Raw genomic sequence first — 12,909 nt, 5'->3', positions numbered from 1 at the left:
GGAGGCTCCAACTCCTGAGAAGTGGAGCCTGTATGAGCAAGACAACGAACAAGTTTGGGCCGGAAGTTCGCGAACGCGCGGAACGGATGGTTTTCGATCACGAGCGGGATCACCCGTCCAGATGGGCGACCGTGGTCTCGATCGCGGAGAAGATCGGCTGCGTTCCGCAGACCCTGCATGAGGGGATGAAGAAGGCCGAGGTCAACAGCGGCAAGCGCGCCGGTGTCCCGATTGAGGTTGCCGACAAGGTGAAGGCGCTTGAGCGCGAGGTCCGTGAGTTGCGGCAGGCCAACGAGATCCTTCGCAAGGCGTCGGCATATTTTGCGCAGGCGGAGCTCGACCGCCCGTTCCGGCGATGATCGCGTTCATTGACGATCACCGCGATGCCTATAGGGTCTTGTCCGTCTGCCGCGTCCTGCCGATCGCCCCATCCACATACCACGAGCGCGTCGCGCAGCGACAGGATCCGACACGCCTGTCGGCGCGGGCACGGCACGATGTGGCCCTCAAGCCCGAGATCGCGCGCGTGTTCGCCGAGAACTTCGCGGTCTACGGCGTGCGCAAGGTCTGGCGGCAGAAGATACGGGAGGGCGTGCGCGTCGCCCGCTGTACGGTCGCCCGACTGACGCGCGAGTCGGGCCTGGCACGCGTGATCCGGGGCAAGCCGGTGCGCACCACGATCAGCGACAAGGCGGCGCCGTGCCCGCTCGATCACGTCAACCGCCAGTTCTACGCGCCAGCGCCGAACATGCTGTGGGTCTCGGACTTCACCTACGTCGCGACCTGGGCGGGCTTCGTCTACGTCGCCTTCGTCATCGACACCTACGCCCGCCGGATCGTCGGCTGGCGGGCCAGCAGGACGGCGCACGCCAGCTTTGTGCTGGATGCGCTCGAGCAGGCGCTGCATGATCGCCGACCGGCGCATCGCGGCGACCTGGTGCACCACAGCGACCGCGGGTCACAAGTCGGATTCAACCGGTCGTCGCAACACCCTCAAGAAGGAAGTTGCGATGAAGGCTCACAGGCGTGCTTCGGATCGGTGTACGCGTAGCAAGATGCGTTCGTCCGGACATCCGCCCGGGTGGCAGCGTGAGAACGTCTGCACTTTCTGGCAAGCGATCTCTTGTGGAAGATCGACCGAAGATGTGGCGATGGATGCGGGCGTTTCCGGGCCCGTTGGCGTCCGCTGGTTTCGGGGAAAAGGAGGGATGCCACCAACTCATGTATCGCCATCAGCGAAGCCATCCGCCGTAGTCATGCGCGCGCGCGCGGTTCGTCCGATCGACCCCGGATCGCCGCTTGACCGCTTTGGAGGAACTATAGCGCCACAGACGCTTTCACCTTTGCATCGCTGGGTTCCCCCCTTTCCCAGCGCCTAACCCGCGCCTCGCCAATTGACCATGGCGGGGCGCTTTTCTTTATCCCTGTACCGCCGCCACGGCGCAACCGACGGCGGTTCCGCCCGGATGGGAGCTGATGCCGCGCCCATCGTCGTCGAGGGTTGGCAAGACAAGGCCGACACCACTGAGAGCGCGCATCGCGACCCCCAGCTCGGCCTTGAACGCGTGTAACCTTTCAACGTCCAATTGCGACAATTCGAGGCGAGCTTCAGCGGGCTCTCAGAAGCACGGGTTGAAGAGGGGGACAGCGTTGTCTGACGAAAGCATGCAACCGGGTAACTTGACTATCAGTGCGGACCCCGCGTTCGGGGTGATCCGGGTGTTGGGGGTTGGTTTTTGGACACCCACGATCATCGGCGACCACTTCGACGAGCTGGCATTTGTCATGCGCCCCTACCGGGCCGCCGGCGTATCCGTGAGGATGGTGGTCGATCTCCGTAAGTCGGGGATCCAGTCGCAGGAGACAATCGTCCGGATGCAGGCGGGGGTTAAGTCCGTCACGCGGCCTGGTGACCGCATGGCTATCGTGGTCAGCTCCAGCTTGGCCAAAATACAGATGCGGAGAATGATCGGCGGCGAACAGCATGAGTTCTTTGTCTCGCCAGGAGCAGCTCAGACCTGGGCCGACGCTTACCAGGCACTGACATGACAGACGGCCGGGCCTGCTGGCCGGCTGCGGCGCGTCTAGGTGTTTAGTCCCGGCATTTGATGGTGCATTATTCCGCCAGCAATGGAAGGATGCGCTATGGGACAGGTTCTTCACGGGAGCGCCCGCACGACAGCGGCGGTCCGTCGAGCGATACAGCATAGTCAAGAGAGCCTGAGGGCGCTGGCCCGGCGCCACGGCGTCAACCCCAAGACCGTCGCCAAGTGGAAGAAGCGCACCGCTGTCGCTGATCTTCCGACCGGCCCGAAGAACGTCAAGTCGAGCGTCCTGACGATCGAGGAGGAGGCGATCATCGTTGCCTTTCGACGGCACACGCTGCTCCCACTCGACGACTGCCTTTATGCGCTACAGGCGACGATCCCGCATCTAACACGATCCTCGCTCCACCGATGCCTGCAGCGCCACGGCATCAGTCGGCTGCCCGAAGTCACCAGCGACAAAGAGCCCAAGCGCAAGTTCAAGACCTACCCGATCGGCTATTTTCATATCGATATCGCCGAGGTCCGGACTGCCGAAGGCAAGCTCTACCTCTACGTCGCGATTGATCGCACCAGCAAATTCACCTTCGTCCAGCTCGTCACCAAGACCGGCAGAACGTCCGCCTCGGCCTTCCTCGTCGCGCTGATCGCGGCTGTCCCGTACAAGATCCACACCGTCCTGACCGACAACGGCATCCAGTTCACATTCCCGCCGCGATATGCCGATGGGCCGACTGCCCGCTATATCACCCACATGTTCGACATGCGCTGCCGAGAGAACGGCATCGAACATCGCCTCACCAAGATCAGGCATCCCTGGACCAACGGCCAGGTCGAACGGATGAACCGCACGATCAAGGAGGCAACCGTCAAACGCTATCACTACGACAGCCACCGGCAGCTCGAAACACATCTCCACGACTTCATCGACGCCTACAATTACGGCCGCCGTCTCAAAACGCTCAAGGGCCTCACCCCCTTCGAATACATCTGCAAAATCTGGACAATCGAGCCAGAGCGATTCACACTCGATCCGATCCACCAAATGCCGGGACTAAACACCTAGGAGGTGATGCTCTCCGGCACTGTTGGCGGGGACATCAAAATTTCCGACACTACCTCCGCAACTGTGAGAGCCGGCCGCGACTTTCCCCTGTAACCGAGAAAGACACTCGGTCGACTTACAGGCGTGCCGCCATGCCCGTTCTCCTCCTTGCGCCAGCAGTTTTGAGCACGGCGCGACACAGGCGTCGTGTGGGACCGCCCTGCCCCATGGGATTGATCTGGGGGGTTGAGTGCAGCAACGCGCTTGGCGACCGAGCGATGGTCGGAACGAACGGGTGAGCGGCGAACGACGGGAGGTCGGCAGGATGTCACGTACCGAGCAGGTCCTTCAAACATTCCGTCAAAGCCGGCGCGGGCTGCTCGCCTTCGACGAGCAGCTTGTCACTCTGCGGCGACCCGGTTCGCTTCCGTCCATCATCACTTCGGCGGAGCTGCGCCGGACTTTTCACGAAACCTGCATCGCTGCAACCGGGCTGTCGCCATGGATTGGCGGCATCTGCGTCTTCGAGGAAACGCTGCGGCAGCACACAGCATCCGGCAACACTTTACCGGCGCTGATCACGGAGCGGCACATGACCGTGGGCGTTCGCATGGACACCGGGTCCGTCCCCTTCGCCGCCGGATACCTGGTCACCGACGGGATCGATGATCTGGCAATACGTCTAAATCGCACCGCCGCGTATGGCGCGCAGTTCGCCACATGGCACATGGCGCTACGTTCCAATGCGCAGATCAGCGGATGCGAACCAGCGTTTGCGGAGGATTGCGACCGCGCAGCGACGTTCGTCACTGCAGCGCAGCAGGCCGACCTCTTGCCGCTGCTCGCCGTCGACGCAGGGCCACACGGGGAGGCGAGCGCGCGTGCCGCGGATTGCCACCAGCACTTCTTCCGGCGGCTGATATCCGTGCTGAAACGCCGCTTTGCGCGGCTTCCGCCGATCGCCATTCAGGTTAGGCTTCGCCCGGCGGTGGGCGGAAACGGGGGCGCCAGACGCGTCGCGCTGCTCCAGACCATTCGCGCAGAGTTGCCGGAATCGATCGCTATTCTATTCCTGGGTGTCGATGATGCCGATCAATTCGTGCAGGCCATGTCAGCGTTCGGCGAGGCCGCCGACCTGCCATGGCCAGTCCGGTATGCACTGGGTCCCAGCACGCAGACTCGGCTGCTCGCTAGCTGGCAAGACACGAGCGCGGATCAAAAGACGCTCGAGCGTCTCCTCTTGGAGCAGGTGCGCGCCTCGTCCGGCGCGCTTACCAAGTCTTAGCCGCAGGCTCTGCGACGCTCGATGTTTCTGCAATCGTCACAGGTACCGGCCCGCCGCTAGTTTCAAGCGATCTCGCGCGCATCGGTGGTGCGCCGGAACGTGGTCGGATCGGTCCCGTACAAGGCACGAAACGATCGGCTGAGATGGCTGCGGCTCGCGAAGCCGACGATGGAAGCAATCGTAGCGACGCTATGTCCGGTCGACATTAGGAGGCGATGCGCGTGCGCCAAGCGCGCCCTCGCCACGAATTCCATCGGCGTGGCATCCAGAGCGGCCTTGAAATCACGCGCAAAGGCGGAACGGCTCATGCCCGCCTCGATCGCAAGCGAGACCACGCTGTGATCGGCTGCGGGCCGTTCAAGTATGGCGGCGACCGCCCGCCCGACCCGGGCATGGCGCAGCAAGGCGGGAGGAACGCCAGCGTCCCGGCTGGTTTGCATGTGCCGGCGAAGGAGCACGATCAGGCAAGCCTTCATGAGCGCGCTGGTCAGCGCCATCGTCCCTTCACCGGGATCCGTCGCCTCCATGAGCATGGAATCGAACGCCGTCGTAACTAGGCGGACATCCGACACGTCCTCGGCCACGTAGCGGGCTAGCCCGTCCAGCGGTCCGTAGGAACCGTGGGGATCGGGCAGTACGATGCCGCACGCAACCCGAACGGCTGCGGGAGCTCCGTCCGTCGCATCGACGATCACCATTCCCTCGCGAACGGGCACGCAGACCTCCGACGACGAATACTCGCGCGTCGCACCCGCCGATGCCGCCATGCGCTGCACCTTGCCCGGCGGCACGACCAGCATCCAACCCTGCGGCACCTCAATCGGCATTCCATCGTCGATCCTGAGATGCAGCGTCCCTTCCAGGACATGGTGCACTTCGATCCCCGCCATGGGGGGGAAGACAAGGCGGTGGTCCTCAGCGATGCGGACGATCGCGAAAGCTTCGATCTCAACCGACAGGGATCCAAGCAGCGCGTCCAGCGTCGATGATGCCATTGAAATCTCTCCCACAGTTTTCGCGAAGGCTCGCTTTCAATCGCTTTGCGCCGTTTCTGCACGGCGCGGCCGACGGCCGTCAAACGCTCGCCCGACACGACCGCTACGTGCGCATGCGCGTGATCATGGAGCGCGGCGACCGCCGTTCAAGCCAGTAGCCGTTGCCGGACGGACCAGCGTTCGATCTCTTCGGCGGCAACGCTGAGCTCTTTCAGGAGGTAGCGAGCGGCGCTCAGACCAAGTGGGCGGTCCCGTTCGACCACAACTTCCAAGCCGAGTTCCCGCAACTCTCCGGCGGCATCCTCGTCGCAGACGACCGAAAGCTGGCGGACGCCCGGATAGAAGGCTTCCGCCGCCGGCTGGGCGTCGCGCATGCCTTCCGTGGTTGCGTCGGTGGAGACGCTGAAGCGTCGGCTGTGCAGGTCGATGGCCCGCCAGAAGCGCGGCTCGGTGGCGTTGCCGAAGACGAGGTGGTAGCCATCGGCCAGCCCCCTGGTCAGCCGCCTCTCGTCCCGCTCGACCGCGTCGTAGCCGATCCCGAATTCGGTCAGCCCGTCCGCAATTGTGCGGCCGATCTCGCCCATGCCAATAATGAGCACTGGCCCAGCCTCGCCTTTTGCGTGCAGTTCCAGAAACTCGTTTCTGGTCGCCCGCGCCCGCAAACGGCCTGCCAGTTGCCGCCCTGCCGCCGACAACATGGGCGTTATTGCCAAGCTTAATGCCACCGCGGCGATTAGTTCGGATGCCAGCGCCGGTCCGATTAGTTGCCGCGTAGGCTCCAGGCCGAAGATAACGAAGGCGAACTCGGAACCTTGCGCGATAAGGAAGCCGAGCTGGAACGACCCGGGCACCGACCATCGGAAGACCAGGGCGGACAGCGTATTGGTCGCAATCTTCAGTGCGACGAGCCCGGTGGTGATGGCGACCACCACCGCCCACGACGATGCGAGCGCGCGTAAATCCAGCGACGCGCCCACGGAGATGAAGAAGAAGCTGAGCAGCAGGACGCGGAAGGGTCCGATCTCCGAGCGGACTATGGTCCGAAAGGGCGACTCCGCGACCACCATGCCGCCGAGGAAGGCGCCCAATGTCAAAGAAAGCCCGCTTTCAGCGGCAGTCCATGCAGCCGCCATCGCGATCACGAGGGCCACGGCGGAGAACACCTCGTCCCCGCCCCTCCGCGCGATCCACGCGAACAGTGGTCGCGCGACCACCCGCCCGGCGAACACGGTCAGCGCGAATGCACCGACGGCCTTGAGCAGCGCGGTGCCGAGCGCCGCCAACGCACCGCCGCTCTGATCCGCGGTGGCGAGGATCAGCAGGAAGATTGCGATGAGATCCTGGAAGACGAGGATCGCGGTCGCAGTAATGCCCACCGGGCAGGTCCGCTGGTGCCGCTCCGCGATGATGTTGGCTACAATCGCGGTCGAGGAGAGCGCGAGGGTTGCCCCGACCAGGCCAGCCGCGAGCGGCGGAAGCCCGAACAGCCACGCCGCGCCCGCCAGCGCGGCTGTACCGGCAATTACCTGCGCCGGGCCGAAGCCGAAGATGTCAACGGCCTGCTCGCGCACGTGAGTGAGCGAAAAATGCAGCCCGACGTCGAACAGGAGGAAGACGACGCCAAGCTGCGCGAGCAGGCGCACCATGCTACCTGCCGACAGCAGGTCGTGATCCCACGTCCCGATAAGCACGCCGAGGAGCAGGAAACCGATAATGGGGCTGAACCGCATCGCTCGCGACGCGATGGTGGCCGCGATGCCGAAGACCAGCACCATAATAACCGGCACGAGCATGTTTGCGACGTCGTCGATATTCGTCATCGCACACCCCCGTTGCCGCCGGTTACGCGGCCCCGCCCGGCAACAGCCGGGCGGGGCGCGAAACCGCTAATTGGGCTGAGCCTCGGACGCCCTGGCGCGCACCGGCAAGGTCCAACCGGGGCGGACGAAGTGGCAGGTGTAGCCGTGCGGGATCCGCTCAAGATAGTCCTGATGTTCGGGCTCCGCTTCCCAGAAGGGGCCTGCAGGTGCGAGCTCGGTAACGACCTTGCCGGGCCACAGGCCGGATGCGTCCACGTCGGCGATCGTGTCGTCGGCGATCCGGCGCTGCTGGTCGTCGGTGTAGAAGATGGCCGAGCGATAGCTACCACCTCGATCATTTCCCTGTCGATCGCGCGTCGTCGGATCGTGGATCTGGAAGAAGAACTCGAGGATCCGGCGATAATTGGTCAGCTCGGGATCGAAGACGATCTCGATCGCTTCGGCATGCGTACCGTGGTTGCGGTATGTCGCATTCGCGACATCCCCGCCGGAGTAGCCGACGCGGGTTGAGACGATGCCCGACTGCCGGCGGATGAGCTGTTGCATCCCCCAAAAACAACCTCCGGCCAGGACGGCGCGTTCGGTAATGGCGTTCATGTAAGGCTCCCTACATTGCGTGTTTAATAGCGTAATCGGACGAAGGGGCACCTCGGTTACATGGATGCGCCAGAGACGCCGGTATTGGTCGGATCGAGAAGGGCTCGCCGTCCTCCAACGCAGACGCGCCAGCTACGCAGCCGGCTCTCAGCGGCCGGGTGCTCAACCGAATGCCACCACTGGGAACCAACCAACGTTTGAACAGGATGACCGGGGCGTCGAGCAAATCGAAAGTGTGTAACCGCAACCGCCGGTACTGCGAATACGAGGGGTTACGGCCGTCGAGCGAGCGACGACCAATAGACCTAGGATGTTCCTGTGCACGAAGCCGATATGAATCTCCCAGTTCCTTATGTACCCGGTAGCCCCCAAAAGCGGCCAAGGTTCGCGATGATCCGCAAGCTCGCCCTCGACTTGTTGGATAAGTCTGACAGCGGCATCCGAGCACCCGCTCAGCATGGCTCCACGTCATTGCCTGATCCTGCAACAGTCTTCGCGACAGGAGTGACATCATGCGGATTGCTATGATCGGCCTTGGCCGGATGGGAGGCAATATCGTCAGGCGCCTTCTGCGAGCCGGTCATGAAGCTGTCGTCTTCGACCGTGACCCGGCTGCGATCGAGGCTCTGGTAAGCGAGGGAGCGACAGGTGCGAGCTCGCTTACCGACATCGGCGGCAAGCTCAACGGGCCGGCCATCTATTGGGTGATGCTGCCCGCCGGCAGTCCGACCGAGAGCACGATCGCTGAACTCGTCCAGCTGGCTCATCCCGGTGACATTATCATCGATGGCGGCAACAGCTTCTACAAGGATGACATTCGGCGTGCGCAGATGCTTCGCGATAAGGCTATGCATTATGTCGATGTCGGCGTGTCGGGCGGCGTTTGGGGTCTTGAGCGCGGCTACTGCATGATGATCGGCGGCCCCGCTGAGGTCATCAATCAGCTCGATCCCATTTTCGATGCGCTGGCGCCGGGGCTCGGCACCATTTCCCGCACTCCGGGCCGGACAGCGGAGATGGCGCGCGCAGAAAGGGGCTATATCCATGCCGGTCCAGCCGGTGCCGGGCATTTTGTTAAGATGGTCCACAATGGCATCGAATATGGTCTTATGCAGGCCTATGCTGAGGGTTTCGACATCCTCAAGACCAAGAAGTCGGATCGCTTGCCCGAACAGGAGCGGTTCGATCTCGATCTCGCAGGCATCGCCGAGGTATGGCGCCGCGGATCGGTCATATCGTCATGGCTGCTGGATCTCACCGCCTCGGCACTCGCCCAGAATCCTAACCTCGACAACTTCTCGGGCAACGTTGCCGATTCCGGCGAAGGCCGTTGGACCATCGAGGCGGCGATGGAGGAAGCGGTTCCTGCTCACGTGCTGACCAGCGCTCTTTATGCGCGCTACCGAAGCCGGGTCGAGCATACCTTCGCAGATCAGGTTTTGAGCGCCATGCGGTTCGGCTTCGGTGGCCATGTGGAAATGCCACAATAAACAGCGCGCCGCGCGTCAGCAGCCGGGGCGAAGCGGCATCAGGACGGCAAGGTTCGAGCTTCCGCTTGATGCCGCATCCGACGAGCTGTTGCATCGCATTTGACCAGCAAGAAAACGAGTTGAGGTTCACGTGAAGACGAAATTGGCTATGCTTGCGATCGCGGGAAGTGCCGTTCTCGGCGCGGCGGCCCTGCCGCGCGAGGCGCCGAAGCATCGGATTGTGGTGGTCGAACTGTTTCAGAGCCAAGGCTGCTCGAGCTGCCCGCCCGCGCTCGCAAATGTCAACGCGATCGCCGACCGGCCGGACGTGCTGGCGCTGTCTTACGGCGTCACCTACTGGGATCAGCTCGGCTGGAAGGATAGCTTCGCTTCGCCGCAATTTACCGCGCGCCAGTGGGACTATGCGCACCACTATGGCCGCGGTCAGGTGGCGACGCCGCAGGTGTGGATCGATGGCCGCGGCTCAATCGTCGGCAGTAACACAGCCCAGCTCCGTCAGAGCCTCGCGTCGGCTCCGACGCTCGAGGGCCCAGACCTACGATTCGTAAATGATCGCGTCGCCGTAGCGCAGGGTCGTGCGCCCAGCGGTGGTGCGGAGGTCTGGCTGGTCCGCTATGATCCGCGCACCATCCAGGTGGCGATTCGTGCCGGCGAGAATGGCGGCCGCACCCTGGCGCACAGGGACATCGTGCGACAGCTGGTCGATCTTGGGCATTGGACCGGCCATGCAGCGAGCTTTCCGATCCCAGTTGCGCCTCGCGACAGTTTCAAGACGGCGGTCTTCGTGCAGCTTGGGCGTGGTGGCCCGATCGTGAGTGCCGCCAAACTATGATGCGGACGCGCGCCCTTGCGTCCACCGCGGGTGCGCAAACGTCCAAAAGAGCGGACCGCACTTAGAAAGGACTGGCTCGCCACCTGTGGCGGTGGAAGCACTGGAAGTGCCGTGATGATCATAACAACAGACCGCCTGCTCGCAGCCACGGACGTGGACGTCGACGCCTTCGCACTGTGCGAGATTGCGCGCGACGTCTGCCTGGTGACGCCGCCGGTCTCAGCGATTGAGGTGCATTTTGTCGTGGCCGGCACGCTGCACTTTAGTGTGCCAGGCAGTGCACCGCTCACGCTGCATCAAGGTGCAGTCGTCGTCACGCCTGCAGGCATCCCGCAGCAACTGGCCGCTACACTTACATCTAGCCACAAGGTGGACGCGATCGCGGTTTGCGCGCCGCACCCCAGCGGCATGATGTTGTTTGATGCGACGGACACCGGAAATGGCGATCTGCGCATTCTTTGCGGCAAGGTCCGCGCCGAGATCGCGGGTTCCGTCGGTCCGCTTGACAGCCTGACGGCTCCGATCGCCGCCGACCTCGGCGACAGTCCGTTTGTCCGTGGGGCCTTCGAGGCGATGGTAGCGGAGACAAGCGCGGGCGGTGTGGGTGCACGGGTAATCGTTTCCGCGCTGATGAAAGCGGTTCTGGCCGTGCTGCTGCGCCAGCACCTTGCCGATACAGCGCCCGCTCCGAGCCTGCTCGCCCAACCGCAGCTGGCGCGTGCCGTCGCCGAGGTGGTGGCAAACCCGGCCGCGCCGCACAGCGTAGCGTCGCTCGCGTGCGTGGCCGGGATGAGTCGGTCGGCTTTCGCCAAATCCTTCGCCGCCGCGCTCGACATGTCGCCGATGCATTTCGTGTCCCGCACCCGAATGATGCACGCGCGAGACCTGCTGGCCGGCTCCGGGCTGCCGATCGCGGCGATTGCTGCACGCGTGGGCATCACCAGCCGAAGCCACTTCAGCCGCCTGTTTCGCAGCAGCTATGGCTGCGACCCCACCACCTTCCGCCGTCGCACCCAATCCGGGGAGAGTTGCCTTGCAGACTGACACGCCTTCGGCAAAGGGTGGCGATATCGTCTATCGTCACCGCTCGGCTACCCGCGCCTGGCACTGGATCAACGCCTTCGCGGTGATCGTGATGCTGATGAGCGGTCTGATGATCTTCAACGCGCACCCCATGCTTTACTGGGGGCGCTATGGCGCCAACCAGGATTATGCGTGGTTCGCGATCACATCCGGACATGTCCGCTTCCTCAATCTCACCCTGCCCACCTTCGGGCTGCTAGGCGGGCACACGCCATCGGGTTTCCTGATCGCCTTCCCGCCGCTGGTGACAATCCCCGACCACTATGACTTGGCGAGCGCGCGCGAGTGGCACTTCGCGGTGGCGTGGCTGCTGGTGGTGCCGGGGCTATTCTACTTAGCGTGGGGCTTCGCGCGCCGGCATTTCCAGCGCGACCTCGCACCGACCGCCGAAGAATTGCGGCCGTCGCATCTGCTTCACGACGTGAAGCAGCACGCCACGCTCAACTTCCCCACCGGCGAAGCCGCGCGAAAGTACAACATCTTGCAGAAGCTCGCTTATATTGGCGTGCTGTTCGTGGCGTTGCCCCTCGTGGTGCTGACCGGGCTCACCATGTCACCTAATATCAATGCAGCCTGGCCATGGTTGCTGGAGCTGTTCGGCGGGCGGCAGTCGGCGCGCTCCGTCCATTTCATATGCGCGATGGCGCTGGCGCTGTTCATCCTCGTCCATGTGACGATGGTGGTGCTGGCAGGGCCGATCAACGAGATACGTTCGATGATTACCGGCCGCTACTGCCTGCCGAAGGAGAAAGGAAAATGAGCGACGATCTTACCTCGGCCGGGCTTGACCGCCGCCGCCTGCTGAGCGCGATCGCCGTGGGAGGTGGGGGGCTGCTGCTTACCGCGTGCGACCGCATCAATGCGTCTCCGTCGGTGCAAAAATTACTCGGCGCAGGCAACGACCTCACCTTCGGCGCGCAGCGGCTGGTAACGGCGCGCGACGCGCTGGCGCCCGAGTTCTCCGCGGCCGAGATGTCTCCGGTTTTCCGCACCAACGGGAACACGCTGCCCGCCTCGCCCGAATACCAGGCACATGCCGCTGCCCACTTCGCCGACTGGAGGCTGGTGGTGGACGGCGCGGTCAACCGGCCAATGAAACTGTCGATGGCGCAGATCCGTGCCGCGCCGCGCCGCACCCAGATCACACGGCACGACTGCGTAGAAGGATGGAGCGCGATCGGCCAGTGGACCGGGCTGCCGCTGGGGCTGCTACTGAAACAGGCGCAGCTGCGCCATGACGCGCGTTACATCGTGTTCCATTGCGCCGACACGTTTGGCAGCACGCCTTATTATGAGAGCATCGACCTGATCGATGCTTTTCATCCGCAGACGATCCTCGCCTGGGGCATGAACGGCCAGACGCTATCCGTCGGCCACGGCGCGCCGTTGCGCCTGCGTGCGGAACGTAAGCTTGGCTATAAGCTGGCCAAATTCGTGATGCGCGTGGAGGCGGTGCCTGATCTCCGCGCCGTTCAAGGGGGTAAGGGCGGCTATTGGGAGGACGCGATCGGCTACCAGTGGTTCGCCGGCATCTGATGGAGTGGCGAGCACGAGAGCTAAGGCAAGGATCGCGATCGGCGACTGAACGAGCGGCACCGGGAGTCACATGCTGTAGCCAGAGCGCGGTCTCCGGCAAGCGAGACTTCGCCTGTCCGATGAACTGCGGCGAGTGCGTCATAACCGGCATTAACGCCGTCACCTGCACCAAGCCAGGCAG

Annotated in this window: 12 protein-coding genes, 1 pseudogene and 1 other annotated feature; of the genes and pseudogenes, 10 read left to right on the top strand and 3 right to left on the bottom strand. The window is 63.6% G+C overall.

Annotated elements, in window-relative coordinates; translation table 11 throughout:
* Window positions 1–32: 32 nt before the first annotated feature.
* From L8G49_RS17875 to L8G49_RS17855, 5 genes and pseudogenes are all read left to right on the top strand, one after another.
* Window positions 33–964, top strand: a pseudogene (locus tag L8G49_RS17875) (IS3 family transposase); the annotation flags it as partial.
* Window positions 314–430: a sequence feature (AL1L pseudoknot), on the top strand. It overlaps the preceding pseudogene by 117 nt.
* A 436-nt stretch (window positions 965–1,400) precedes the next feature.
* Window positions 1,401–1,571, top strand: a complete 171-nt coding sequence (locus L8G49_RS17870) for a hypothetical protein (protein ID WP_242187090.1) — start codon at window positions 1,401–1,403, stop codon at window positions 1,569–1,571.
* Between the two features lie 79 nt (window positions 1,572–1,650).
* The gene (locus tag L8G49_RS17865) at window positions 1,651–2,049 is read left to right on the top strand and encodes a hypothetical protein (protein ID WP_242187089.1); all 399 of its coding nucleotides are present in this window, start codon (window positions 1,651–1,653) and stop codon (window positions 2,047–2,049) included.
* 96 nt (window positions 2,050–2,145) lie between these two features.
* Window positions 2,146–3,111, top strand: a complete 966-nt coding sequence (locus L8G49_RS17860) for an IS481 family transposase (RefSeq protein WP_242187088.1) — start codon at window positions 2,146–2,148, stop codon at window positions 3,109–3,111.
* A 304-nt stretch (window positions 3,112–3,415) separates the two neighbouring features.
* Window positions 3,416–4,375: a class I fructose-bisphosphate aldolase gene (locus tag L8G49_RS17855; RefSeq protein WP_242187087.1), complete on the top strand. Its 960-nt coding sequence runs from the start codon at window positions 3,416–3,418 to the stop codon at window positions 4,373–4,375.
* A gap of 62 nt (window positions 4,376–4,437) precedes the next feature.
* Here L8G49_RS17855 and L8G49_RS17850 read toward each other — a convergent pair whose 3' ends face one another.
* The 3 genes from L8G49_RS17850 to msrA all read right to left on the bottom strand — a co-directional run bounded on the left by L8G49_RS17850 (window position 4,438) and on the right by msrA (window position 7,778).
* Window positions 4,438–5,370, bottom strand: coding sequence for an AraC family transcriptional regulator (locus L8G49_RS17850; RefSeq protein ID WP_242187086.1), 933 nt, complete (start codon window positions 5,368–5,370; stop codon window positions 4,438–4,440).
* Window positions 5,371–5,516: 146 nt separating this feature from the next.
* Entirely contained in the window at window positions 5,517–7,190 is a 1,674-nt protein-coding gene (locus L8G49_RS17845) for a cation:proton antiporter (RefSeq protein WP_242187085.1), read from the bottom strand.
* A gap of 66 nt (window positions 7,191–7,256) precedes the next feature.
* The gene (gene msrA / locus L8G49_RS17840; protein WP_242187243.1) at window positions 7,257–7,778 is read right to left on the bottom strand and encodes a peptide-methionine (S)-S-oxide reductase MsrA; all 522 of its coding nucleotides are present in this window, start codon (window positions 7,776–7,778) and stop codon (window positions 7,257–7,259) included.
* A 521-nt stretch (window positions 7,779–8,299) separates the two neighbouring features.
* On the opposite strand from msrA, the gene gnd reads away from it, so the two are divergent.
* The 5 genes from gnd to L8G49_RS17815 all read left to right on the top strand — a co-directional run bounded on the left by gnd (window position 8,300) and on the right by L8G49_RS17815 (window position 12,728).
* Entirely contained in the window at window positions 8,300–9,277 is a 978-nt protein-coding gene (gnd, locus tag L8G49_RS17835; RefSeq protein ID WP_242187084.1) for a phosphogluconate dehydrogenase (NAD(+)-dependent, decarboxylating), read from the top strand.
* Between the two features lie 148 nt (window positions 9,278–9,425).
* The gene (locus L8G49_RS17830) at window positions 9,426–10,109 is read left to right on the top strand and encodes a DUF1223 domain-containing protein (RefSeq protein ID WP_242187082.1); all 684 of its coding nucleotides are present in this window, start codon (window positions 9,426–9,428) and stop codon (window positions 10,107–10,109) included.
* 114 nt (window positions 10,110–10,223) lie between these two features.
* Window positions 10,224–11,153, top strand: a complete 930-nt coding sequence (locus L8G49_RS17825) for an AraC family transcriptional regulator (protein ID WP_242187242.1) — start codon at window positions 10,224–10,226, stop codon at window positions 11,151–11,153.
* The gene (locus tag L8G49_RS17820; RefSeq protein ID WP_242187081.1) at window positions 11,143–11,952 is read left to right on the top strand and encodes a cytochrome b/b6 domain-containing protein; all 810 of its coding nucleotides are present in this window, start codon (window positions 11,143–11,145) and stop codon (window positions 11,950–11,952) included. Before L8G49_RS17825 ends, L8G49_RS17820 begins: the two co-directional genes overlap by 11 nt.
* On the top strand, window positions 11,949–12,728 hold the full coding sequence (locus tag L8G49_RS17815) for a molybdopterin-dependent oxidoreductase (RefSeq protein ID WP_242187078.1): 780 nt from the start codon (window positions 11,949–11,951) through the stop codon (window positions 12,726–12,728). Before L8G49_RS17820 ends, L8G49_RS17815 begins: the two co-directional genes overlap by 4 nt.
* The last annotated feature ends 181 nt before the right edge of the window (window positions 12,729–12,909 follow it).

The sequence above is a fragment of the Sphingomonas sp. CARO-RG-8B-R24-01 genome (assembly GCF_022662295.1).
In the GTDB taxonomy this organism is placed as follows: Bacteria; Pseudomonadota; Alphaproteobacteria; order Sphingomonadales; family Sphingomonadaceae; genus Sphingomonas.
Note: the sequence above shows the minus strand (reverse complement) of the source record. Positions and strands in the feature narration are given on the sequence as shown.